Source organism: Psychrobacter sp. (genome assembly GCF_036731945.1).
GTDB lineage: Bacteria > Pseudomonadota > Gammaproteobacteria > Pseudomonadales > Moraxellaceae > Psychrobacter.
This window is the reverse complement of record NZ_DAINDI010000051.1, coordinates 1-825: the sequence shown is the minus strand read 5'-3', so window position 1 is coordinate 825 and position 825 is coordinate 1. Positions and strand designations below refer to the sequence as shown.

Here is an 825-nt window from a genome sequence, read left to right as displayed (position 1 = left end):
AGGGCGGTAATAATCAGCTGCCTTTCCTGCTCTTGCAAATAATGCTCTAAGCCTTGGGCGGGTAATTGACCGATGCTAATATTTTCTTGATTTACGGGTAGTCTTAAATCTTCTGACTTTTCAGCTTCATTGCTTAAGGGTTCTGACATAGCTCTGGCTGCTGTTTTATCAGGTTGTGCTGTAGGACTGGCTGCAGCGCGCGCATTCATTGAAGGATAGTGCTGCGTAATGGTGCGATAAGGAGATATAGTAGTTTTTGCTTGTTGCGCGCTGTCTTTTTCTGCACCTTCTACGTTATTTTTTACCGCATTATCTTTTCTAGATTGCGCTTCTAAGCTTTCACTTTTATCTAAAACAGCAGTATTTAAAATGTTTGATTTATCAGCGTTGTTATTTTGCTCTACTTCTGCAATAGCTTCTTGCGCGTTCTCTAATTGTTCATTGTCTACATCAGCTAAGCCCAAATGACTCGCATCAATAGTGGATGTCTCCGCTAAGGTTATTGCGCGTTCAAGGATATTACGTAATTCGCGTACGTTACCCGCAAAGTCGTGATGTTGTAGGCGCGCGCACGCAGCATTGGTCAGTGTTGGCGGCGACTCCAATTGCCATTCGTCCGCAATCAGGGTCAAAAAATGCTTGGCCAACACCGGTATATCATCTCGTCTTGCGTTAAGCGTCGGCAGTTTAAGCTCAATGACATTGATGCGGTAGTATAAATCTTGGCGAAAGCTACCTGCTTGTACCAGCTGATTTAAATCTTTATGCGTCGCTGATAGGATACGAATATCAACTGGCACTTCTTTGGTATCGCCGATCGCGCGC

Annotated in this window: 1 protein-coding gene; it reads right to left on the bottom strand. The window is 44.2% G+C overall.

What is annotated here, in order from left to right; genetic code table 11:
- Nucleotides 1-825 (bottom strand): sigma 54-interacting transcriptional regulator (locus tag V7D75_RS10560; protein WP_333614543.1); only part of this gene is annotated, 825 nt, incomplete at both ends.